The 23,573-nt window shown below is 42.7% G+C and carries 23 protein-coding genes; 17 read left to right on the top strand and 6 right to left on the bottom strand.

Features of this window, described 5'->3' with window-relative positions:
- Positions 1-108: 108 nt before the first annotated feature.
- A complete protein-coding gene (gene pal / locus JMV76_RS06985) occupies positions 109-627 on the bottom strand; it encodes a peptidoglycan-associated lipoprotein Pal (protein WP_045452798.1) in 519 nt (172 codons plus the stop codon).
- 156 nt (positions 628-783) lie between these two features.
- Positions 784-1,380, bottom strand: coding sequence for a DUF6231 family protein (locus tag JMV76_RS06980; RefSeq protein ID WP_201502131.1), 597 nt, complete (start codon positions 1,378-1,380; stop codon positions 784-786).
- A gap of 395 nt (positions 1,381-1,775) precedes the next feature.
- On the opposite strand from JMV76_RS06980, the gene pepN reads away from it, so the two are divergent.
- Entirely contained in the window at positions 1,776-4,376 is a 2,601-nt protein-coding gene (gene pepN, locus JMV76_RS06975) for an aminopeptidase N (RefSeq protein WP_201502405.1), read from the top strand.
- 150 nt (positions 4,377-4,526) lie between these two features.
- On the opposite strand, the gene JMV76_RS06970 is transcribed toward pepN, so the two are convergent.
- On the bottom strand, positions 4,527-5,609 hold the full coding sequence (locus JMV76_RS06970) for a 3-deoxy-7-phosphoheptulonate synthase (RefSeq protein WP_201502130.1): 1,083 nt from the start codon (positions 5,607-5,609) through the stop codon (positions 4,527-4,529).
- A gap of 427 nt (positions 5,610-6,036) precedes the next feature.
- Here JMV76_RS06970 and lpxB point away from each other — a divergent pair, with 427 nt between their 5' ends.
- From lpxB to JMV76_RS06950, 4 genes are all read left to right on the top strand, one after another.
- Positions 6,037-7,344: a lipid-A-disaccharide synthase gene (lpxB, locus tag JMV76_RS06965; RefSeq protein ID WP_227690182.1), complete on the top strand. Its 1,308-nt coding sequence runs from the start codon at positions 6,037-6,039 to the stop codon at positions 7,342-7,344.
- Positions 7,345-7,417: 73 nt separating this feature from the next.
- Positions 7,418-8,272 carry a ribonuclease HII gene (locus JMV76_RS06960; protein ID WP_201502129.1) on the top strand — a complete coding sequence of 285 codons (855 nt, stop codon included), beginning with the start codon at positions 7,418-7,420 and terminating at the stop codon, positions 8,270-8,272.
- A 79-nt stretch (positions 8,273-8,351) separates the two neighbouring features.
- Positions 8,352-8,504 (top strand): hypothetical protein, encoded by a 153-nt coding sequence (locus tag JMV76_RS06955; RefSeq protein ID WP_201502128.1) that lies wholly within the window; start codon positions 8,352-8,354, stop codon positions 8,502-8,504.
- 317 nt (positions 8,505-8,821) lie between these two features.
- Positions 8,822-10,051 carry a CAP domain-containing protein gene (locus tag JMV76_RS06950; protein WP_201502127.1) on the top strand — a complete coding sequence of 410 codons (1,230 nt, stop codon included), beginning with the start codon at positions 8,822-8,824 and terminating at the stop codon, positions 10,049-10,051.
- A 287-nt stretch (positions 10,052-10,338) separates the two neighbouring features.
- On the opposite strand, the gene JMV76_RS06945 is transcribed toward JMV76_RS06950, so the two are convergent.
- Positions 10,339-11,004, bottom strand: a complete 666-nt coding sequence (locus tag JMV76_RS06945; protein WP_201502126.1) for a DUF924 family protein — start codon at positions 11,002-11,004, stop codon at positions 10,339-10,341.
- Positions 11,005-11,094: 90 nt separating this feature from the next.
- On the opposite strand from JMV76_RS06945, the gene JMV76_RS06940 reads away from it, so the two are divergent.
- Entirely contained in the window at positions 11,095-12,333 is a 1,239-nt protein-coding gene (locus tag JMV76_RS06940; RefSeq protein ID WP_201502125.1) for a carboxynorspermidine decarboxylase, read from the top strand.
- A 285-nt stretch (positions 12,334-12,618) separates the two neighbouring features.
- Positions 12,619-13,893: a saccharopine dehydrogenase family protein gene (locus JMV76_RS06935; protein WP_201502124.1), complete on the top strand. Its 1,275-nt coding sequence runs from the start codon at positions 12,619-12,621 to the stop codon at positions 13,891-13,893.
- 104 nt (positions 13,894-13,997) lie between these two features.
- On the opposite strand, the gene htpX is transcribed toward JMV76_RS06935, so the two are convergent.
- Positions 13,998-14,912 carry a protease HtpX gene (htpX, locus tag JMV76_RS06930; RefSeq protein WP_201502123.1) on the bottom strand — a complete coding sequence of 305 codons (915 nt, stop codon included), beginning with the start codon at positions 14,910-14,912 and terminating at the stop codon, positions 13,998-14,000.
- Positions 14,913-15,237: 325 nt separating this feature from the next.
- Here htpX and JMV76_RS06925 point away from each other — a divergent pair, with 325 nt between their 5' ends.
- From JMV76_RS06925 to JMV76_RS06910, 4 genes are all read left to right on the top strand, one after another.
- A complete protein-coding gene (locus tag JMV76_RS06925; protein WP_201502122.1) occupies positions 15,238-15,699 on the top strand; it encodes a methyltransferase family protein in 462 nt (153 codons plus the stop codon).
- Positions 15,700-15,760: 61 nt separating this feature from the next.
- Positions 15,761-16,090 carry a DHCW motif cupin fold protein gene (locus JMV76_RS06920; protein WP_045446391.1) on the top strand — a complete coding sequence of 110 codons (330 nt, stop codon included), beginning with the start codon at positions 15,761-15,763 and terminating at the stop codon, positions 16,088-16,090.
- Positions 16,091-16,163: 73 nt separating this feature from the next.
- Positions 16,164-16,970, top strand: a complete 807-nt coding sequence (locus JMV76_RS06915) for a PhzF family phenazine biosynthesis protein (protein WP_201502121.1) — start codon at positions 16,164-16,166, stop codon at positions 16,968-16,970.
- A gap of 12 nt (positions 16,971-16,982) precedes the next feature.
- Positions 16,983-17,315: a YnfA family protein gene (locus JMV76_RS06910; RefSeq protein ID WP_201502120.1), complete on the top strand. Its 333-nt coding sequence runs from the start codon at positions 16,983-16,985 to the stop codon at positions 17,313-17,315.
- Between the two features lie 88 nt (positions 17,316-17,403).
- On the opposite strand, the gene JMV76_RS15065 is transcribed toward JMV76_RS06910, so the two are convergent.
- Entirely contained in the window at positions 17,404-17,526 is a 123-nt protein-coding gene (locus JMV76_RS15065) for a hypothetical protein (protein WP_020443648.1), read from the bottom strand.
- A 397-nt stretch (positions 17,527-17,923) separates the two neighbouring features.
- Here JMV76_RS15065 and JMV76_RS06905 point away from each other — a divergent pair, with 397 nt between their 5' ends.
- From JMV76_RS06905 to JMV76_RS06880, 6 genes are all read left to right on the top strand, one after another.
- A complete protein-coding gene (locus JMV76_RS06905) occupies positions 17,924-18,547 on the top strand; it encodes a 6-pyruvoyl trahydropterin synthase family protein (protein ID WP_055124932.1) in 624 nt (207 codons plus the stop codon).
- On the top strand, positions 18,540-19,064 hold the full coding sequence (gene tsaE, locus JMV76_RS06900) for a tRNA (adenosine(37)-N6)-threonylcarbamoyltransferase complex ATPase subunit type 1 TsaE (protein WP_201502119.1): 525 nt from the start codon (positions 18,540-18,542) through the stop codon (positions 19,062-19,064). Before JMV76_RS06905 ends, tsaE begins: the two co-directional genes overlap by 8 nt.
- A 90-nt stretch (positions 19,065-19,154) precedes the next feature.
- Positions 19,155-21,008, top strand: coding sequence for a DNA mismatch repair endonuclease MutL (gene mutL / locus JMV76_RS06895; protein WP_227690180.1), 1,854 nt, complete (start codon positions 19,155-19,157; stop codon positions 21,006-21,008).
- 89 nt (positions 21,009-21,097) lie between these two features.
- Positions 21,098-22,246, top strand: coding sequence for a tRNA (adenosine(37)-N6)-dimethylallyltransferase MiaA (gene miaA, locus JMV76_RS06890; protein ID WP_045453054.1), 1,149 nt, complete (start codon positions 21,098-21,100; stop codon positions 22,244-22,246).
- 158 nt (positions 22,247-22,404) lie between these two features.
- Positions 22,405-22,761 (top strand): IS630 transposase-related protein, encoded by a 357-nt coding sequence (locus tag JMV76_RS06885; protein ID WP_201502118.1) that lies wholly within the window; start codon positions 22,405-22,407, stop codon positions 22,759-22,761.
- Positions 22,730-23,254 carry an IS630 family transposase gene (locus tag JMV76_RS06880; RefSeq protein WP_201502402.1) on the top strand — a complete coding sequence of 175 codons (525 nt, stop codon included), beginning with the start codon at positions 22,730-22,732 and terminating at the stop codon, positions 23,252-23,254. Before JMV76_RS06885 ends, JMV76_RS06880 begins: the two co-directional genes overlap by 32 nt.
- The last annotated feature ends 319 nt before the right edge of the window (positions 23,255-23,573 follow it).

Here is a 23,573-nt window from a genome sequence, read left to right as displayed (position 1 = left end):
TACATCTATTGGATTCGTTCGCTTAGTAACATGCAAAAAGCCCAGCGATATATTATTGCTGGGCTTTCAATTATAAAATACGTTGTGCTTTATCGACTGTGACTGGTTCTAGTAAGACAGTTCAGCACGGCGATTTAGTGCGTAAGCTTCTTCAGTATTACCAGCGGCAGCAGGGCGCTCTTCACCATAGCTGATGACGCGGATATTGTTTACTGCGACGCCTTGAGTAGCAAGGTAATCACGTGCTGCTGCAGCACGGCGCTCACCTAGTGCCATGTTGTATTCACGGCTACCGCGATCATCAGTATTACCTGCGATAACAACGCTGGCTGCTGGATTTGAGTTGAGCAAGCTGGCATGTTGATTAAGAATGCTCGCTGCTTGTGAAGTAATTTCACTGCTATCAAAAGCAAAGTAAACAACCGCCTGTAGGTTTTCTGCGCCCATAATAACCGCGCTTGAGTTATCTACGATGACTGCGCCAGTGTATCCAACTTGACCACCTGGGATACCTAGTGGGGCAACCACGACTTCAGAAGTAGCACGTTTGGTCGCACAACCTGTGGTTAGTGCCACAGCGCTTGATAATACAGCGAGGGCTGCGATCTTAGAAAAACTGGTTGACATAATGAGCTCCTAAAATTTTAATTAATTAAAATTGTTTTTTTTGAACTGCTTACGATAAAACTTAGGCAATTGCTATCTATCATATACTAAATGTTACTTTATGTAAGTAGTATTACTGTAAATAATGCTAGAATTTCCAGATAGATATGAGATCCACTACCAGCGGTGCTTGCCCCAATTTTCAGGATTGGCCCAATAATCCGCATTTAACCAATTTGGCAGCTGTTTATAATCATATAAATTGAACTGCCAAAGTCTGGCGGACGCTGATGACTTTACAGATGAAGGCTGCTCTGTTTGGTCAGTGTTATTCATCTCTAAAGATGGCTCATTCAAGATATCAAATGGGGTAAAGCCATAAGCTTTTAGATCTAAGGTGTCATCAAGGGCGATGAGCAGGTGTGCCGCATAAAGATCTCGATAGCGCATGAGCAGCGGAATATACTGCTGCAGCAACTCTGGTGAGAGTGTGGGCAACCAAAAACAGGCGAGCTCATAACGTTCAGGCAATTGTCGTTGATTGAGCTCTAATAATGTCGATATTTGTGGTGAGCGGGTATTTTTTAGCAGTGTCTTTAATGCTAACCGCGCATTTTGGTCTGGGACGACCCATAGCAACTCAGTGTCATTATCAGTAGATTCAGTCGTTGTGGATGCGTTCGCTTGTATGGTTAGTGAGGGCAAAAGAGCCTCAACGTAATCTATCATTAATGGTAACGTAATGTCTGAGCGACTGTCAGTTTGCTTTATCATATAATAGGCCGTTTATCGAGTGTTGGTCATCAGTGACCCTATTAAATCATTTTAATCGTGATTATCCAATGGGTGATTGATGCTGATTATGCCACTCTTTTAATATATCGACTCTCTCATTCTTTTGATATACCGACTCTCTCATTGCCATCGCATTTTGATAAGTGTCATGGACGATGGACATAATAAAATTGCGACCTGCTCTTGAAATTTGGCAGTTTAGGTCAATGTAGCAAGATAACATTATCATGTTAATGATCATAAAATTATGCTAACTGATGACCTGCCTTAACCTAAATTATCCCGCTTTTTACCGTATATATTTTTTGCCATAAATAATAATAGGAATACCCATGTCTATTGCTGAAACTGATGCTCAAATCATTAATCCTGATATGCCAGATGTGCCACTGCATGCACCAAGTAAAATTAATTTAAAAGATTACCAGAAACCTAGCTTTGATGTGGAAACGGTTGATTTAGATATTAAACTGTTCGAAAATCATGCACAGGTAGACAGCACTCTGAAGATGGTACGTCAAACAGCAGGAGATCTCGTATTGTTCGGTGAAGAGTTGGAGCTGATCGCCATTACGATGAATGGTAAGCCATTGACGGCTGAGGATTATCAACAACAAGCAGGCACGTTGACGATTGCTAATGCACCTGATGAGGTTGTTTTAGAGATTCAAGTACGCATCTGTCCGCAGACCAATACCGCACTTGAAGGGTTCTATATGGCGGGAAGTGGTGATGAGACGATGTTTGTAACCCAGTGCGAGCCTGAAGGTTTTCGTAAAATCACCTTTTATCCAGACCGCCCCGATGTATTGGCGATATTTACCACGCGTCTTGAGGCAGATAAGCGTTATCCAAGACTATTGGCTAATGGTAACTTAGTTGAAGCGGGTGAGGTGGCAGATGCCCCAGACCGTCACTATGCGATATGGCATGATCCAACCAATAAGCCAAGCTATCTATTTGCCTGTGTTGTCGCTGATTTAGACGTATTGACGGATTCTTATACCACCAGCGAAGGTCGTGAGGTGTTGCTAGAAATATACGCAAAGTCTGCTGACATTGATAAATGTGATGTCGGTATGCAAGCGTTGAAGGATTCGATGAAATGGGATGAGGTCAATTATGGTCGCGCCTACGATTTAGATCGCTATATGATTGTTGCCGTGAGTCAATTTAATATGGGCGCAATGGAAAACAAAGGTCTGAATATTTTTAATACCGCTTGTGTGTTATCCAGTCCTGAGACGACAACGGATGCACGTAGCTTTAGTGTGAAAGCCATCATTGCCCATGAGTATTTTCATAACTGGACAGGCAATCGCATCACTTGCCGTGATTGGTTTCAATTGTGCTTAAAAGAAGGTTTTACTGTTTACCGCGATCAATCATTCTCAGCGGATCAGCAGTCGAGTGCCGTACAGCGTATCGATGATGTGGCGACCTTGCGTGCTCATCAGTTTGCGGAGGATGCAGGCCCACTGGCACACCCGGTACGCCCTGAGAGTTTTGTCGAGATTAATAATTTTTATACGACGACTGTTTATGAGAAAGGCGCTGAAATCGTGCGCATGATTGCTAATACGTTAGGAGCCGAGAATTTTCGTAAAGGCACGGATGAGTATTTCCGTCGTTATGATGGGCAAGCAGTCACGGTTGAGGACTTTTTATCTGCGCTTAGCATCACTGATAGTAAGATTGAAAGCTTTATCGACTGGTATCGTCAGCCGGGCACACCAATGGTGTCTGGTCATCAATATTATGACCATGCAGCGCAGACACTGACGATTACGTTAAATCAGCAAACCCGTCATGTCAGTGGCTTTGCTGCGCCAAAACCTTTGCCTATTCCGGTCGCGACTGCGCTATTTGATAAAGACACTGGTGACATTGTGGCTGAGCGTATGCTGCTACTCGATCAAGCCACGCAAACCTTTACCTTCAAAAATATAGCGCGTGAGCCTGTTGTATCCTTGCTACGTGATTTTAGTGCGCCAGTACAGCTCAATTATGATTATCAAGATGCAGATTTGGCATTTTTGCTCAAACATGAAATCAATGGTTTTAACCGCTGGCAAGTGACGCAGATGCTGGTCAATCGCATCTTGCTACAAGGCCAAGGCGAGAAGAGCAGTCCTGATATCTATCTGCAAGCACTAGCGCAGACATTGCCTGTGCTCGCGGCTGAGGATGCGATGTTGGCTGCCCGCTTGCTTGATATTCCATCAGCGCAAGAGCTGGCGTCTGCTATTCATAAAGATTACGATCCAGCATTGGTGAAAGCGCAGCGCGACGACTTGTATCAGCAGCTTGCAGAGGCGCTAAAAGATCAATGGGCTGAGCTTTATGAGCAGTTACCTATGCAGTCTTATGAAGATAGTGCCGAGGCTCGTGGCATCCGTGCCTTGCGTAATGTGGTGCTCGATATGGCGCTGACCGCGAATGTCGATGGCGCAGATGAATGGGCGCAGCAGCAGTATGATGATGCAAGCTGTATGACGGAGCGTTTCGGTGCGTTGAAAGCGATGGTCAATCATCAACTGCTAAATGCTGATAAGTATTTAGCAGACTTTTATAATCGCTTCCAAAATAATGATTTGGTCATTGATTTATGGTTTAGTGTGCAAGCGTCTGCTGATACTGTCACCGCTGATACTATCCAATCCTTGATCGCTCACGCAGATTTTGACTGGAATACACCCAATCGTGTACGCTCAGTGGTCAGCGCCTTCACCTCGCAGCCAACGGCTTTATGGACGGCAGAAGGGTTAGAGCTTTATATTGGTGTGATTAAAAAGTTGGATGATGCTAATCCTGTTTTGGCGTCGCGCTTATTACAAGTGCTAGCGCGTTGGAATACCTTGGCTGAGCCACGTCGTCAAATGGCGCATGAGGGGTTGATTGAGTTGCAAAAGCGGGCTTCTTCTAAGCATGTACTTGAAAGTCTAAACAGTGTTTTAGGATCAGCGAGCGAGTAGGGTAAATTAAATGACTCTATAACAATAAACTAAATTATTTTATAAGAAAAAGCCCGTCCGATAATAATATCGGACGGGCTTTTTTATGAAACGCTTAATAATGCTTAAAAAACTTAATAACCTGTGCTTATGGGCAATCGTTATTAAAGATTAACGATTCGGCAAAACGTCTTTGACCATATCACGTAGATTATACAGGGCAGTGACTGTACTATCCCAATCTAAGCAACCGTCAGTGATAGACTTGCCATATTCGAGCTGACTTAAGTCAGCGGTCAGTTTCTGATTGCCGCCCTTTAGATGACTCTCAATCATCATACCGATGATCGATTTATTGCCGTTTTGAATTTGTTCCGCAACGTTTTGGATAACCATCGGCTGTAGATATGGGTCTTTACCTGAGTTGGCATGGCTTGAGTCAATCATAATCTTACTATTGGTTTTGCCTTTTGCCAGCTCGTTTTCCACTTGTGCAACCGCAGTCTCGTCATAGTTGGGCTTGCCGTTACCACCGCGAAGTACCACGTGCGCGTAAGGGTTGCCTTTAGACTTGATGATTGAGACTTTGCCATCTGCTGATAAACCCAAGAAGCTATGACCTTCTTTTACGGCTTGCATTGCGTTAACAGCGACCGTCATGCCGCCGTCTGTTCCATTCTTGAAGCCTACAGGGCACGATAAGCCTGAACTCATTTCACGATGCGTTTGGCTCTCAGTGGTACGTGCGCCAATCGCTGACCAGCTGATCAAATCCTGCATGTACTGCGGGGTATTCGGGTCTAATGCTTCGGTGGCGCAAGGCTGACCTTTTTCATTCAAATCGAGCAGTAGCTTACGGGCAGTACGCAGACCTTTTTCAATATCGAAGCTGTCGTTCATATCAGGGTCATTAATCATGCCTTTCCAGCCAACGGTTGTGCGCGGCTTTTCAAAATATACGCGCATCACAACGAACACGCTATCTTCGATTTCTTTTGCTAATATGGCCAACCGATCGGCATATTCGTGAGCGGCTTTGATATCATGAATAGAGCAGGGGCCGATGACTACAAAGAGGCGCTTGTCTTTACCGTCCAAGATGTTTTGGATAGTATTACGACCGTTTAATACGGTTTTATAGGCTGCATCTGATAAAGGTAGCTCAGTTTTTAGCTCAGCGGGAGTGATCAAAGGAATGAACTTTTCAATATTCACGTCGTCAATATCTGCATTATGGGTAACTGATGTTGTCATGGTTATATATCGTCTAGCTGATTTATAGGGAGTTTCATTATGCGGACAAAAGTGTTGGTTGACAAGGGCAGTCGCGCAGTTAATTGACTGATAACTGGAATGAGGAAACCAAAACTTAGTTATACTTGTTCAGCGCCAATCGTATATGAGCGCTTCAACAAGCAAGATTGTTACTCCATTTATCTATCCGTATAGAAAAACGAATTAACCCGTTAAGTGGTCATTTCTAGCTTTTATCAGCTAATTTAGCTATTTGTATCATCGTCACGTATGATGACAATATAAAAGGTATGACGATAAAATAGTGAGTATGGCGAATGCTTAGGTATCACAGAGCTTTCGCGCAGATTTTATGCGTCGTATTTTATAATAATCATTCATTTATTTTATATGCATTTATTGTATTTTTTAATATCGAGAGCTTGTCATGACAGATTCTGCTACGCCTGATCAATATCATAACTTTATAGACCAAACAGAGACTGAAATTCGAAGTGCTGAATTACAGACTGTGCCATTGGTCATCGGTATCGTCGCAGGTGAAGTGTCAGGGGATAGCTTGGGCGCAGACTTCATGCAGCAGATGAATAATCTACGTGGTGATATTGTGTGGGTCGGCGTCGGTGGTACAAAAATGCAAGCGCAAGGGCTACACAGCATTTTTCCGTTAGAGCGTTTGGCGGTGATGGGTTTGGTAGAAGTTATGGCGCAATTGCCTGACCTGCTTAAAGCTCGCCGTGAATTACTGAGCGCATTTAAAGCCGCTGATATTGATTGGTTTATTGGCATTGATGCGCCTGATTTTAATCTTAGAGTGGCTAAAAAGTTAAAACCGCAAGGCGTATTCTGCGTGCAGTATGTGAGCCCTTCTATTTGGGCATGGCGTGAGTCACGTATTCATAATATTAAAGAGGCGACCGACCTTGTGTTGTGTTTGTTCCCCTTTGAGCTATCCGTTTATGAGCGTCATAATCATCCAGCAATATGCGTTGGTCATCCGCTGTTGCGTACGATCGATCAAACATTATTAGAGGCACCGATCAATCAGCGCCGTAGTGAGCTGGTTTGGCACAACGATGGCTTGCAGCAGTTTTTTATTGAACGATTTGACGATGTCAGCCAGCTTATTTGTGTAATGCCAGGCTCTCGGCGCGGTGAAATCACGGCTATTTTGCCATTGATGCTGGATGGTATTCAAAAGTTGATATTGCTCGACCCCAAGCTGTGCTTTATCATTCCGACCGTCGACCAGAATCACCAATACATCGTCCAAGATGTTATTGATCAGCGCTCAGAGCAACTGCGTGCTGCGATTGTGGTGGTTTATGATGTTAGCCAGCCAGCCTTTAGTCAACAAGCGATGGCAGCCTCAGATATTGTAATGCTAGCATCTGGCACTGCAACCCTAGAGGCGATGCTGTTAGAGCGACCGATGGTGGTGGTTTATCAATTAAATAAGCTCACCTATCAGATTGCCAAACGCTTGGTCAAAGTGCCTTATGTGGCGCTGCCCAACATTTTGGCTGATACTGCAATCGTTCCTGAGCTGATTCAAGAGCAGGCGAGTGGTGACAATATCTGTCGTACGGTCATGAGGCTACTGCAACCGCGTGCCTATGCTGAGCAATTAAAAGATCTCATCGCCACCAAGCATTTATTACAACAGCAGAGTAATCATGATCCTGCTAATAGTGTGATTGAGCAATGGTTTATCCAAGCGAAACATCGGATTTAAGCCATTATTGATTGCGATCATTTCTTCTTCTATTAATCACAATGATACCTAATAATAAAGATACCGCGCCCCTATGAGTAACCAGTACCAAACCGACAACTCTGTCACCCCAATTGAAATAAGTATTGAGCAAATTGATATCAAAGGTCAATATCTACAGCTGGTTGAGCCTATCCGTTTATCGGGTCAGGTAGATATTGATGCGCTACTTGCTCAGTATCCGATCAAGGTGGATCAAGGCTTACAGCAGTCAACGCTACAAATGGGCGTTGATGAGGCAGGACGTGGGCCGTTGCTCGGTAGCGTCAATGTGGCTGCTGCGATATTGCCTAAAACTTGGTCAGGATTGATTGAGATGCAGCCATTAAAGGACACGCCATTATCTATCTTGACCGACTCCAAGCAGCTGAGTGAAAAGAAGCGTGACCGCCTTTATCCATTGGTTCAGCAGCATGCTATTGGTTATGTTGTCGCCGAGATCCCAGCAGCGGTCATCGATCAAGTCAATATCTTGCAAGCGACGATGCTCGGTATGCGCTTATGTACCGAAGTATTGTTAAAAGACATTGCTCATCATCTTGTCAACTCTATGAGGCAGGTTGAAGTTTTATTCGATGGTAATCGCTGCCCTGAATTAAATGAGTCAATGCTCGCTGAACTGGGTATAGAAAAATCGATTATCGATTGTCAAGCATGGGTAAAGGGCGATGCGCGTCATACCAGCATTGCTGCCGCCAGTATATTGGCAAAAGTCAGCCGTGACAAAGCCATGTATGCGCTTGATGCTGAGCATCCAGAATACGGTATCGCCAAACATAAAGGCTATCCAACACGCGCACACGTAGAGGCAATCGAAAAATACGGCGTATTATCTGCGCATAGACGTAGTTTTGCACCAGTCAGAAAGTCATTAGAGAAAGCCACTTAACAATACACGTTAAGCTGAGCGTGCTGTTTTAAAATAGCCTAAGCAAAAATAGTCATGGCTAAAAATAAGACAGTCTATAATGAACGTATCAGTCTTCAACAAACACCAAGTAAAAATTTTTGGACTGTATTACAATGCCATTACAAATAAATTCAATACTGTGATGTTAGGGCGTGTTGAACATTCGACTATGGCACTGACAGGGACTATTTTGCAGGCGATTCGACGTTAAAAATAGTAAGTTTAGTCATTCTAAGCGTATATTTTTAACAATGAAGCGGCAAAAAAGAGTTCTGTCCCCTTCTATTAATATTGGGGCTGATACTAAAATTGCCCCCAGCTATTTACAAGCAGGGCATTGCAATTCTAGCTAAGGTATTAACATCATCATCGACTTGCGCCTTGTCTGGAACAATTTTAACCATCAGCAGTGCCTATTTGTGAATGTTCAACACGCCCTAGCAGCTTAAGTCTACTTAGCTTATGTACCCATACTTAACGCTGGCATTTATTGACTTATATACGCGCTACTATTCTATAGGATAAAAAATGACGCTCAGTACACTACCCATCAGTACGCCACAGAAAAATCTTGCTGCAGTGCTTTTTTTGACAGTGTTTCTAACGGCTTGTGGTGGGGGCGGTGGTGGCTCTGATAGCAGCTCTAATACCAATGCGCCAAGTCCGAACCCACCTGCTATCGAGCCAAATGCTCAGCCCAATGATAATACAAGTGACAATTCAAGCGATAATGTTGACGATCAACCTGATAGCACTACTGCTACTAATGAGGTAAAGGCTGCATTAATTGCCAACAATAAGTTCAGTTTGGCGCGTGCTAGCTGTGGTCTGAGCGGCTTATCTGTTGATACCGCGCTTGATGATGTTGCCATTAAACATGCAAATTATATTAAATACGTCTTTGCCAATAGCTCACCGACCGCATTCAGCGCGCATTACGAAAATAATATTGCAGATATTTCGGGCGTTACCAGTAACAATAATCCATTTTTTGGTGGGCTCAGTTTTACCGATCGCTTATCAAATGCAAATTACCCAAATGTACGATATGGTGTGACTGAGAATATCGCCCAATCTATTCACTATAGTTCAGCAAGCAATCTTATTCGCTCAGATGTTGTGGCAGGCTCGATGGCAAAGTCCTTGCTGGCAGCACCTTACCATTTGCGTTCATTAATGATGCCTAGTGCAAGCGTGACAGGTACTGGAGTGGTTATCTATAAGCCATACAATAAAGAGGCGGCGAATAACCAAGGTTATGTCTTGGTCAACCATGCAGCAGCGACCCAAGCGACTAAAGATAATACGGTTAAAGGCGTATTTACTTATCCATGTGAAGGCGTAACGGATACAGTAACCGCGCTATATAATGAGACGCCAGATCCTGTCAAGCATACAGGGCGTGACTTGCGAGTGGATCCTATCGGACAACCTATTTATATCAATATGCCATCTGCTCAAACGATTGATATCAGCAATGTGACATTCCATGATATCCAGCGAAATATCAATGTACCGATTGAGCTGCTAGACTATCGCCAAGATCCCCATAAAAATACGGCAAATGCATTACCAGCAAACGAAGCTTTTATATTACCAATCACTGATAATTTAAAAAGCTGCCAGATTGCCAGTAAAAAAGGCAAAAACTGCGGTTTACATGGCAACAGTGACTACCGTGTCAGCTTTGATATTTTAGTGGATAATAAAACTATCGAGCGTGAAAGCTTTACCTTTACGACAGGGATAGTGAACTAATAATTAGGTGAACTAAGACGTGTTCTTAATCTGAATAAAAACACCAATCTGAACGAATGTACCTAAAAAGTAAGTAGAATAAAGCAAGGGCTGAACCAGTTATCTGATTCAGCCCTTGCTTTATTATCATAGTCAATCCATTGCACTATAAAAAGTTCGGCGTTCATCTCGCTTGAAATATATATATATGCCTATACTTGGTTGCCTTGTACTTCGCACTTCTTTTGAGTTGAAGTAACTATATTGGAATAAATCATATTGCAATCAATCATATAAATATATAAGCGCTAAAACGACGAGTTCGGTTGTTGCAAGAAGGCTTCTTCTTCATCCGTTGACTCGCGATCTAAGATGTCATTGCGATGCGGATAGCGACCGAGTTGCTCAATAATATCTTTGTGACGACTTTCGAAATCCAGCGTATTGTCATCATGTAATTTCTCAAACAATGGTAAGTAGCGCTTATGGATCATCAATGATTCAGCATGCATAAATGGCATGATGGTAAACTTGCGCCATTCTGTCGGTAATGTATCAAAGTGTGGTTGTCCAATAGCCTCTTGTGCCAATGCGATAGCCATACTATCTTGTGCAAAAGCATCTGCTTGCCCGCGACATAAATTACGCGAAAACTGATCTAAGACAATAATTTCTGCTAGTCTGCCTGCCAACGCCGTGATAGAGCTGTTGCTATCGGTTGGCGCGTTTGCGATACGCCATGTCACGCATTCACCTTGCTTGGCAGCTTGCCAGATGTCACCGAATTTATCTTTTATTTGCTTATCAAAAGTATCATTTTGCGCAAACCAATATTGCTCATTGTCTTTGTCGAACCAAAACTCCAGTACTGCACGCGCATTAGCATCAAGATGTTCTAAATGAATATTTTTTGGGTCGAGCTGCGATGAATAAGCTTGGCTAGTAGCAGTGGAATAATCGGTTGATAGTGACATAAGATATTCTAATTATGATGAATTTAGTCTACTATAGGGCAAATATTTATGTCTGTCATGATGCCAACAGCAGCTATTAGGTAACCTCTTATGAATGCAAAAACTTCGCTAAACATTACCCAATCATCTCTACCGCCCACGCCTTATTATTTGCTCGATGAAGCGGCAATCGTTGCCAATATGCAGATTATCTCACGGCTGTGTGAGCTATCAGGCGCTAAAGCATTATTGGCGCTCAAATGCTTTGCCACTTGGGGCGTGTTTGATGTGATGCAGCCTTATTTGCACGGCACAACGTCATCGTCACTCAATGAAGTTAGACTTGGCTACGAGACTTTTGGTAAAGGTAAAGACAGTGATAATAAAAAAGAAACTCATGCTTACAGCGTTGCCTATAGTGCAGATGAGATTCCTGAAGTACTAAAATACGCTGACAAGATTATCTTTAACTCTATCTCGCAACTCAATGCATTTGGGTCACAAGCGCGTTCGAAAAACATCCCTGTTGGTCTACGATTGAACCCTAAGACCAGTAATTCATCGTTTATCATCGCTGATCCTGCGCGTCCTTTTAGTCGTTTGGGTGAACATGATAAAAACAAGATTACAGCGGTACTTGATGACATTACTGGGGTAATGATTCATAACAACTGTGAAAATGACAGCTTTGAAACCTTTAGTGCCAGCTTGGCAGATATCGAAGACAGATTTGGTGATGTTTTAGCGCAGCTTGAGTGGGTGAGTTTGGGCGGTGGCATTCATTTTATCGCGCCTGATTATCCACTAGAAAAACTGGCAGACAGGTTAAAAGGCTTTAGTGAAAAATATGGGGTGCAAGTTTATCTTGAACCGGGTGAGGCAAGTATCCATGGTGCTGGGTCATTGGTCACGACCGTCTTAGATACTATGCACAATGAAAAAAATCTCGCTGTAGTAGATTCATCCATTGAAGCGCACATGCTTGATTTGTTAATTTACCGTGAGTCAGCGCCGATAGCGGCTGTTAATAGTGATTTAATGAATATTGCCTCTCTTGATATCGACCCTACCAATATCGCACCCATCAGCCAGAACGTTAAGTCAGCTGATAATACCATTATTTATGGTCGTTCTTGTTTGGCGGGCGATATCTTTGGTGAGTATGCCTTGCCAAATAACCTAAAAATAGGTGATACCGTAACCTTTGGTAATGCCGCAGGTTATACCATGGTGAAAAAGAACTGGTTCAATGGTGTTAATATGCCCGCGATTGTGATTCGTCGTCTAGATGGCAGTATAGATGTGCAGCGCGAATTTGATTATCAAGATTACAAAGTCAGCTTGTCTTAGTTTAGTTGTGTCGATAAATTAATTTAAATTTTACAAAACAAAGACTTGAGTTCGTTTTTAGATGGCTTCAATTCGTCTGTTTTTTATACATTATTTTTACCGATGTCTTCATAAAAATTGTTATAATCGCCACGGGCAAAAGCCAACAATCAAATGGTGCTTTGCCCGACGGGTGCGTGGGTTTTCCTCGGTCTTCCTTTTTAATTCACGCATATCATTCACTCGTTTCTGTTTTGACTCGCCACTATCGATGGTATCGACAGAGACACAAAGGAGGATTGTTCATTGAACACAAACCAACAAGCCAAATCTAGCAAAAAAGACGTACTCATCATCGGAGCCGGCGGTGTCGCTCAAGTGGTCGCGCATAAATGTGCGATGCATAACGATATCCTTGGCGAGATTCATATTGCCTCGCGCACGAAAGATAAATGTGATGCTATCGCCCAAAGCGTGAAAGATAAGAATAGCTTCAAGCAGCCTGCAGTATTGCATACGCATCAAGTGGATGCTATGGATACTCAGGCGCTGATACAGCTGATTCAAGAGTCGGGTATCCAAATCGTCATCAATGTCGGTTCGGCATTTATCAATATGACGGTATTGGAAGCTTGTATCGAGACAGGTGTTGCTTATATCGATACTGCCATTCACGAAGATCCACGCAAGATTTGCGAGACGCCGCCATGGTATGACAACTATGAATGGCAGCGCAAACAGCGCTGTGCGGACAATAATGTCACGGCGATTTTAGGGGCAGGATTTGACCCCGGTATGGTCAACGCCTATGCGCGTCTTGGCTATGACATGATGGATGCAGGTTCGGTGACGGATATTGATATCATTGATATCAATGCTGGCAGCCACGGCAAATACTTCGCTACTAACTTCGATCCTGAGATTAACTTCCGTGAATTTACTGGTACGGTCTACTCTTGGCAGGACAGCAAGTGGCAGTCTAATAAAATGTTCGAAGTGAAGCGTACTGACGATTTACCAGTGGTTGGCGTGCAAAACAGTTACTTAAGTGGCCATGATGAAGTGCATTCGTTATCCGCCAATTTAGACGTACCAAATATTCGTTTTTGGATGGGCTTTGGTGAGCATTATATTAATGTATTCACTGTGCTACAAAGTTTGGGTCTACTCTCTGAGCAGCCGGTGATGACTGCTGAAGGGCAAGAAGTAATTCCGTTAAAAGTGGTCAAAGCGGTACTGCCAGACCCAAGCTCTCTTGCACCGAACTATACGGGCAAGACCTGCATCGGTGACAAAGTCAAAGGCAAAATCAACGGCGTTGATAGCGAGGTATTTATTTACAATATCTCAGATCATAAAGACGCTTATAACGAAGTTGGTAGCCAAGGTATTTCTTATACCGCAGGCGTGCCACCCGTCGCTGCTGCCATACTGGTCGCAACTGGTGAGTGGGATGCTGGCAAGATGGTCAACGTCGAAGAGTTGGATGCCAAGCCATTTATCAATCTATTGAATAAGATTGGTTTGCCAACGCGTATCAAAGATAGCGAAGGCGACAGAGCATTAGCGTTTGATATTTAAATAACGAGTTTGATTTAGAAAAGCCTATCTTTTATAGATAGGCTTTTTTTATGTCTGGGTTTTTACGTTAATTTTACGAGCAGGTAGGGGAGCTGATCCTGTCATTACTCCTCACTAGGATTATAATTTCTCAACGCCGCAATACGGTCATCCAGCGTTGGATGTGAGCGGAAGAGGTTCGCGATACTAAAGCCCGTAGATTGTCCTGATGAGATAGCAAATGCCTTCATACTCTCAGGCATTTGATCTGGACGCTGCTCAGAAGGACGCAAGGCATCAAGCGCACTAATCATTTTGTCTTTGCTAGCAAGTTTTGCTCCCATCTGATCGGCACGGAATTCGCGTAGACGCGAGAACCACATAACGATGGCAGAAGCCAAAAATCCAAGCAAAATATCCATCACAATACTCGTGATGAAGTAACCAATACCTGGGCTATCACTGGTGTTTTTAAACACCGTCCGATCGACGAAGCTACCAATGATACGCGCAAAGAACATCACAAAGGCGTTTACCACCCCTTGGATGAGCGCCAGCGTGACCATATCACCGTTTGCCACGTGACCAATTTCATGCGCCAATACCGCTTCTACTTCATCAGGCGTCATGCTTTGCAATAAGCCAGATGAAACAGCGACCAACGCTTTGTTTTTATTCCAGCCTGTGGCAAACGCATTTGGCTGAGAATTATTAAAAATTCCTACTTCTGGCATGCCAATATTTACCGCTCGCGCTTGTCTAGCGACCGTATCTACAAGCCATTTTTCAGTGGCATTGCTTGGCGTTTCAATAACCACCGTTCCCGTTGATCTTTTGGCCATCCACTTCGAGATAAATAGTGATACCATCGAACCAACCATGCCGTATACGCCGCACATAATGGCAAGACTGGTGTAATTTAACCCGCCCGCACCATGTACGCCGCCAATTCCAAAAAATCTGGATAAAATACCAAACACGATGCTAAATACCACGATCACCGCTAAGTTGGTTAATAAGAACAATCCGATACGCATCATGATGCCAGTTTCCTCATTTAAATTTAAATAGAACTTTAAGACATAATACTCTATGAGGTATTATATTTTTATATATGTTTTTACTTTACATAAATGGCGTTATTTTGATAAATAACAATCCCAGTTAACCGTATAAATACAGTGATATGGTTAGCGAGCAAAGAATAAAAATAAAGGATAGCGACATCTAAAAGGTAAAAATAATTATTTTTTGATGGTTTAAATAGTCAAGGGCTAAAAGTAAAAATTAAAACGAAAATAGTGAGCAGGTATCATGAGCACTCACTGTTGAGGTTCATGATTTGACGCTCTATGAGGTCTAATCATGAACGCTCTAGCACTTAAAGTCCCTCCAGTCGCCCAAGTGATTATTACCGCCGCTGCTATGTATGGTGTCTCTAAAATGGTTCCTGCTTTGACGTTCTCACTCAACGGCTCAACTGCACTGGCAGTGGGTTTGGGTGTGATGGGTCTGAGCTTAGGTATCATGGGTGTGACTCAATTTAGAATCGCTCAGACCACGCCCAATCCGCAAGCGTTAGAGCAGGTCTCTAGTTTAGTGACCAGCGGCGTATATCAGTATAGCCGCAATCCGATGTATGTGGGTTTGGTGCTTATATTATTAGGCTGGGCGTTCTATCTTTCTCACTTTCTGGCGTTTGTACTGTTGCCCATTTTTATACTTTATATAACGCGCTTTCAAATCCAGCCAGAAGAGCGAATGATGGCACAGAAATTTGGCAAAACTTATCAGGATTATCTCAATAAAGTGCGGCGCTGGATTTGAGGTATAGTAAGTAAAGATTTTATGATAAATGAATGAACAATAAAATCAGGGAGATGACGTTATGGAAATGAAAAATATACCTTTTGCTATTACCGATTGGACGACAGTAGAAGCGGTAGAAAACAGAGGTGAAACGGGCACGGGGTATTGGAAGACTTGCGAATTTAACAATATCAATGTGCATATGGTTGAGTACTCCGCAGGCTACCTTGCCGATCACTGGTGCGATAAAGGACATATTTTATTCTGTGTTGAGGGCGAGCTGAACACCGAACTAAAAGATGGGCGCACTTTCACCTTAACAGCGGGCATGACTTATCAAGTGGCGGACAATACGATTGCCCATCGTTCGTCAACGAAGATAGGCGCTAAGCTATTTATTGTTGATTGATATTGCCAGTAACACCATAAAATTCATAAAGCTATAAAACCATAGATCTATAAAAATAAAGCGAGAACATAAAATGCAACTAGAAATAAATGTCGTTGATGCTTTTACGGATACCGTTTTTAAAGGCAATTCAGCGGCGGTTATCATTACAGATAATTGGTTAAGTGATGATTTGATGCAGTCTATCGCTTTTGAGAATAATTTATCTGAGACAGCTTTTATTGTGGTTGATGACAAAGACATTTGTCATATCCGCTGGTTTTCACCATTCACTGAGATTGCATTTTGTGGACATGCAACGCTAGCGTCAGCCTTTGTGTTATTTAACAAAAACCCCAATGTAGAAAACATTAAATTTTCAGCCAAAGCGGTTGGTGTTTTGACCATTGTGCAAACAGACGATGGCAAGATACAAATGGACTTTCCTAATACTAAGCCTGAGAAAGTTGACAATATCCCTGATAGCTTGCTTGCAGGACTATCTATTGCACCCGTTGAAGTCTATAAAAATACTCAAGCCTATTTTGTGATTTATAATGCTGAGTCCGACGTCTTAACAGTAGCACGTGATAACGAGCAGCTAAAACAGCTTGCGCCTTTAGATGTGGTGGTGACTTGTCAGGCTAAGTCTGCTGACTACGAAAACTATGATTTTATTTCACGTTATTTTTGGCCAGCCAATGGTGGCGATGAAGACCCAGTGACGGGTTCAGCTCATACAGGGCTTGCACCTTTATGGGCTGAGCGTTTGGCTAAAAATAACTTGGTCGCTTATCAAGCATCACGTCGCGGCGGGGTTCTAGACTGTGTGGTCGCTGGCGATAGAGTCATTATCTCTGGTCATGCCGTACAGTATATGACAGGATTTATCACCGTTTAGGAGTAGATGGTTTTGACTGAATTAAAAACCGTTGGATTGTTCGCACTGACCGCATTAGCAGAGATTGCGGGCTGCTATTTGCCTTATCTTTGGCTGCGAGAAGGTAAATCTATTTGGCTGCTTGTCCCTGGCGTACTAAGTCTGGTCGCTTTCGTTTGGCTGTTGTCTTTACATCCTACCGCAGCTGGTAGAGTCTACGCGGCTTATGGCGGCGTGTATATTTCGATGGCTATTTTATGGTTGTGGGCGGTGAACGGTATCAGGCCGACCACGTGGGATATAGTAGGTTCTGCGGTTGCGTTATTAGGCATGGCAATTATTATGTTTGCGCCGCGCGGTGCTTAGCATAAAGACCGCACCTAGCATAAAAAATGCCAATCAAACCGTGAGGTTCGATTGGCATTTTTTAAATGGCACAATGATACACTAAATATTAATGTTTACCTAAGATACTGCCGTTGTCGTCTTTCTTAGATTGTTTGGCGGCTTTTTTCTCTTTTGCCGTTAATAGCGGTTTCTTTTTTACGTTCTTTTTACTGTCTTGACCTTTACTCATGGTTTTTTCCTCTTGAGATAAGCCGTAATACCTTTTAAGCCAATGTAAATAGCTGAAAGGTTAGATTAACGCTGATGACGCAAATAGTGCGTACTGCAATGAGTATATGCTTAAGGGGTCGCAATAGATAGCGCTAGCACAATTCACCTACGATTTGAGTCAATCCTGTATCCATCCCTTGTTTAATACTACTTTTCAAAAATTTGTCTGATAAATAAATTTTATAAGTAGATTTTCGATGCCATGAATTTATTTAGTCAATACTGCTATTAATAAGTGCTTACTTACGGAGTCATCATGATTTGCTATAATAAGCCACAAGCCGATAAGTCGTCGCGGCAAACTTTTATAATATTCATATTTAGCATAAAAATGCTTACTGTTTTGGTTGATTGTTATGCGTATCCGTAAACTTTTTAAATTTGAAAATGCACATATTGTGCGTAATTGTAGCTCTGAGCGCTGCAAACACTCTATCCATGGTCATAGTTATCAGATTGAGCTGATTCTTGAGGCTAAGCGCTTAGATCATGGGCAAATGGTCTATGATTTTGGCTTATTAAAATCGTCTATCAAGGACATTATCGATAGCTTTGATCACGCGATTTGTTTTTGGAATAAAGACGACCCTGAATATGTCGCTGCCTGTAAAAAATTCAGTGCGCGCTGGATAAGCTTGCCAGTATCGCCATCGGCAGAGCAGTTTTCACGCGTGATATTCTTTTGGGCGCAAGAAATTCTAAAACAAACCCAAATGCAAAACGGTGAATCTGATGTCAGCGTTTACTCGGTGATTGCACACGAAACCGCTACTGGTTACGCGCAGTGCTTTGCTGATGATGTGGCGAACGAGCAAATGGGTAAGCTTCATCTAGAAGCGTTTGAGTTTAGCGATCAAGTCAGTGCCGAGTGGCACGACCCTGAGCTATATGCCAAATTGATCCGCGGTGAAAGCTTTATCAACCCAACGGTGACTATGCAGGTACAGACGCAAGTGCAGGCAGGTAAGCCCGATGCCTAATAGTACAACAGAGGACAAAAATGCTAAGACGCTGACACTGTATACAGAAGCCGATACTCAGCGTTTGGCTGCACAATTGGCAGCTTTACCTTTGACAGGTAGTGTCTGGTTGGCAGGTGATTTCGGGGCAGGTAAAAAGACTCTGACTCGCCATTGGTTGCAGGCGCTCGGGCATGCAGGTGCCGTTACAAGCCCGACTTATACCTTGGTTGAGCCTTATAGCATCGAGCAAACAGACGGCTCGATCAAGCCAGTTTACCACGCGGATTTGTATCGTCTGCAAGACCCAGAAGAGCTGTCTTTTATCGGTTTTGATGAATATCTGGATGAGCCCAATGCGTTGGTTGTCATCGAATGGGCAAGCCGTGCGGACAGCTATTTACCGCCGCCCACCTTGTTTATTAATATGACGCAAGCTACTAGCACTGATAAGGATAATGAGTCTCGTCAAGTTGAGCTGCGGCTATCGAAGGCTGGACAAGCGCAAGGCTTGGATTTATCCTTTATTAAGGTTTAATTATACATTTGAATGTTCAATAGACCCTAATATAAATCATCAATATCTGCCAGTACTACTTATCATCACGTAAAACAACGATACCTCTTAATGCCGCAAATGCCAGACAATCATTCTTATACTCGCATCAAAAAACTATCGCCGCTGCTCATCAATCAATTGGCAGCGGGTGAGGTAGTGACACGCCCAGCAGCCGTAGTTAAAGAGCTGCTAGAAAATGCCATTGACGCTGGTGCGACTAATATTGAGATACATATTACTCAAGGCGGCATGGGTATGATTGAAGTGGTCGACAATGGCGTGGGTATTCATCCCGATGATATGGTCATGGCAATTACCCGTCATGCAACCAGTAAAGTCGCGGATGTCGCTAACTTACAAGGTATTACGACGTTGGGTTTTCGCGGGGAGGCGTTGGCGGCGACGGCGGCAGTATCTCGGCTGACTTTAACCAGTAGCCATGATGACAGTGGCATCGGTCGCCAGTTGCAAGTCGCGGGTGTGTTAGATGATGCGCCAAAGCTTATGCCAGTTGTGCATCATCGTGGTACGACCATTACGGTTAAGGATTTATATTTTAATGTACCAGCACGCCGTGGCAATTTGAAATCTATTGCGACGGAGTTCGGTTATATCGAAACGATTGTGCGCGAAGTAGCTTTGGCGCGAGCAGATGTGGCATTGGCGCTCTTTCATGACCATAAAAAACGGTTGTCACTTTCTTCAAGTGCGATGTCTTCAACTACAAGGCTTTCAAATTCAAAGTCTTTAAGTGCCGTTTCTACAAATGCTAATGGCAATAATAATGTCAATCCTTTGCCATTGGCACGTCTTGAGCAAGCGACTGGGTTGTCGTTAACCAAAAAGGCGTTAGAAATAGCGATAGACCTCACCAGTTTAATACAGCCATCTAGAGAGTATGCTAATAATGGTTTTGCCGATCAAGCAAGCATTAAGGGTTGGTTATGGCCTATCACTGATTCGCAGGATACCTTACCAAAGTTAATCTATGTGAATGGCAGACTGGTAAAAGAAGCATTGATAAGCAATCAGCTACGCCAACTTGCCCAAACTGCTCAGTTGGTAGGAATTGGCTATGCGCTTTATTTTGATTTGCCCACTCAGTGGCTCAATATCAATGTGCATCCCTCTAAACAGCGTATCAAAATAAGTCCGCTCAATAATATTATGGCGCATGTAAGCCATGCGATTCGGACAAAACTTAAGACAGTAGTGACTACAGAGACGATCAGTTCTACTAATGCTAATGATGCTATTCAAATACTAGGTAATAGTCAGATAGTAGATAGTAATCTGTCTATCGATAATGCATTCGCTACTGTAATGCCAAACACATCAACGACCATAATGCCAAACACATCAACGACCATTCATTCAAGCAAAAGCCATCAGGTAAAAGCGCCCAAACAATCCTATCAGTTGTCAGAAGATAGGTATTCGCCTCAAACCTTAAACGTACCAAGTGTTTCTGAGAAAATAAGTCAAAACACCAGAGGTATCGCTAACGATGTCGCAATACATTCGATATCTTTGCCTTATTGCCTAGACGTTGTTACTCATTTAAATGAAGCATTAACCGAATCTGTTGGCACAACATATAGTGAGAATAAAGCACTGCCTTGGCTATTGTTTTATCATCAAAGCCAATGTGTATTGATCGGTGCAGAGAATTGGCAATCAAAGATGCGTTCATTATTTGAGTCAAGTTTACTTAGCAATAGGGAATATAAAAAAGATCAATGGTTGCACAGTGCAAATGACATTAATCAACAACTTGCCACCGTGAGCATGCAGATGTCAAAGCAAGATTTGATGGTGTTCTTGGCGGATATCGACGCGTTACTGACTCAGCATGCGATTAAAGCGATAGATGGTAATCAACTAGCAACATTGATGCTATTATCTGCGCCTGAGTCAAGATAGCTATAACGACAAAAAAATATAATAAGCAAATTTTAGCAATGACAACGCTCAAGTTTATTGCTACTAATATCATTAATAAAGGCAAGCCTATGCAACTTTCATCTGACAGCTCATCTTATCGCCTAAACGCCAATTTAGCAGATAATAGCGTGGTGTGTTTGATGGCGCCGACAGCAAGTGGCAAGACTGCACTGGCTTATGAGTTATATGATACAGGGCGTTATGAGCTAATTTCAGTAGATTCAGCGCTGATTTATCGTGATATGAATATCGGTACGGCAAAACCAACCGCTATTGAGTTGGCGCGTTATCCACATCATTTGGTTGATATTATCGATCCTATGCAGAGCTATAGCGTCGCCGAATTTGTGAATGACGTTGCCGGTTTGATTGATAGCTGTCACGAGAATGGCAAAATACCGTTGCTGGTTGGCGGTACTATGATGTATTACATGGCACTGCTAGACGGGCTATCTCCAGTACCTGACAGTGATGATAGTGTTCGCGCACGTGTGGAGCAGTGGCGGCAAGATGAAGGCATTAGTGCACTATATGACTATTTGGGTGAGATAGATCCGATTAGCCATGAGCGTCTTAATGCGACGGATACTCAGCGTATCACCCGAGCAGTTGAAGTTTATCTGCAAACTGATATCCCTATAAGTGAATGGCAGCGAAAGCCCAAGCAGGCATTGGCAAATAATCCCAATCAGCAATGGCATGCATTGACAGTCATGCCTGATCGTCCATGGTTGCATACACGTATCGAGCAACGTTTAGATATCATGTGGAATGACGGGTTGGTGACTGAGGTCATTGGTCTGCTGGAGCGCTATCCTTTAACACCAAATCTACCATCTATGCGCTGCGTTGGTTATCGACAAGTACTAGAATACCTAGTACATATCGATCACCCAGTATTTGAACAGCCTCATCTAGACAAAGCGCAATTTTACAGTACTTTTGAAGTGCTCCAGTCTTCAGCTCAATCAAGCTTGTCTGATGGTGCGACCGAGGCACTTGCTTGTCAGCAAATGCAAAATAAGGCATTATATGCGACAAGACAATTGGCAAAACGTCAGTACACATGGTTACGCAAAGTTATGCAATTGCCTAGTACTTCCATGAATGGGGCGATAGCAGCCGATACCTTTAGCGAGGAAGGCTATTCTATAGACCGCAATATGGTGGTAAAAGCATTCACGACGATGGCGCAGGCAAGAGACTATTTATATTAAATCTATCAATGATACTAAAGCCATCAGTTATAGCAAAACCACTATCGCCCCAAAATATGGTATGAGTTAATACCTTATAAATACAATATGGTGTATAGTCAAGCCCACATAAAAATGTTATAAACTAATTATCAAACCCAATTGTTATTATAAAGACCATGACTTACTCACTAGATTTTCGTATGCAAGTTCTTAAAAGCTTAGACGAGGGTATGACCTTTGCCGAGGCAGCTGAGTTTTACAATCTGAGCCCAACCACTATACAGAACTGGAAGAGACGTGTTCATAGTAAAACAACCAGGCAAACCAAACCCTATAAAATACCAGATGACGTGCTACTTAATGATGTTCAAGAACATCCCGATGATTACCAGTATGAGCGAGCTCGTCGTCTAAACTGTAGTAAAACAGGCATTTATCATGCCCTAAAGCGCCTAGGTATCAGTCAAAAAAAAGACCTTAGAGCATCCAAAAGCTTGCCCAATAAAAAGAGCGGCGTATCAGGGAAAGCTTGATAGCTTTACGCAGCAAGGCTATCCCATTGTCTATATGGATGAAAGCGGCTTTGAGCACGAGACCATCCGCTCTCATGGCTATGCGCTGATCGGTAAGCCTTGTATCGATAGCTACAACTGGCAAGGTAAAAAGCGAACCAACGTTATTGGTGCTCTGTATGAAAAGATGCTGTTTGCGCTTGATTACTTTGAGACAAACATCAACAGCATCGTCTTCTATCACTGGTGCAAACACAAGCTAATCCCAAGTCTTAAAACCAAATGCGTGATTGTGATGGATAACGCCAGATTTCATAAGAGCAAACGCATTCAAAAGCTACTAAACAGGCACGGGCATCGTATTCTTTGGTTGCCGCCGTACAGCCCAGACCTAAACCCTATCGAAAAGAAATGGGCTCAAGTGAAGTTTCTACGCCAAGGTTGGATGCAAAATGACTTATCCAAATTGTTTTATGATATTTGTCCAAGGCATAACATTTTTATTTTGAACTGACTATACTAAAAATATAGTATTGCAAAAAGCTCTATGCAACTATTAGAAAGTAATGACAATTAGTATCAAAATATATCGTAGATAGCTGTTATAATTTAAATTCATCAAAATAGTAGGTGTAGTATTAGCCTAACTGTTTTTTTAATCAATATTAATTGACGTTTGTTGATAAAAATAACTAATGAAACAACTAGTTACTTAATTATTTACAATAATAATGTATTCGCGATAAAGTGGAATCACTTAAGAACAAGTAGCGTTTATTTAGATACGTTTTATAAAGAAAATTTATTATTGTATCTGCCGTTAGCCATTATAA

Origin of the sequence: Psychrobacter cibarius, assembly GCF_904845955.1 — a bacterium.
GTDB lineage: Bacteria > Pseudomonadota > Gammaproteobacteria > Pseudomonadales > Moraxellaceae > Psychrobacter > Psychrobacter cibarius_B.
The sequence above is the reverse complement of the archived record's forward strand: the minus strand, read 5'-3'. Positions and strand labels throughout refer to the sequence as shown.